Origin of the sequence: Corallococcus sp. AB038B (assembly GCF_003668955.1) — a bacterium.
Taxonomy (GTDB): domain Bacteria; phylum Myxococcota; class Myxococcia; order Myxococcales; family Myxococcaceae; genus Corallococcus; species Corallococcus exiguus.
The window spans coordinates 1-455 of the sequence record NZ_RAWO01000089.1; the positions used below are offsets into that span (position 1 = coordinate 1).

Annotated in this window: 1 protein-coding gene; it reads right to left on the bottom strand. The window is 45.1% G+C overall.

Annotated features, from left to right (window positions below):
* Positions 1–455 (bottom strand): alpha/beta fold hydrolase (locus D7Y04_RS42640; protein ID WP_121763065.1); only part of this gene is annotated, 455 nt, incomplete at both ends.

Sequence of the window (455 nt, forward strand, 5' to 3'; positions counted from 1 at the left end):
CCATGCAATACTAACACTGGCGTCTTAATTTCGCCAAGTCTCTCTTCGATATCATCACGGTCGAGGAGACAACTGAGTGCAGGGTTATATCCTTCCGGACCCAGATGTCGTTCAAGCCACATTTGTTTTACTTTCTCAAATGTTTTCTCACCCACACGAGTCGGACCACCAAATGATGCAGCCATAGCTAGTAGTACTTCTTCGGAAGGTATCGTTGTCTCACACCACTTATCACGCACTGTTCGGATGACCGTTTTATTGTGTAGCGATTCTGCATAGGGCGACGTTCCAAGTAGTATCAATCCTTGAATCCGTTGAGGCTCGAGTAAAGTCATTCGTAGAGCGATAAAACCCCCTTGTGAAGTTCCAAGTACATAGAAGTGATCAATACCAAGCTTGGTGAGAAGTTTCAATGAATCTGACGCGGTATCCCAGAAAGTAAAATCTGTTCTGCG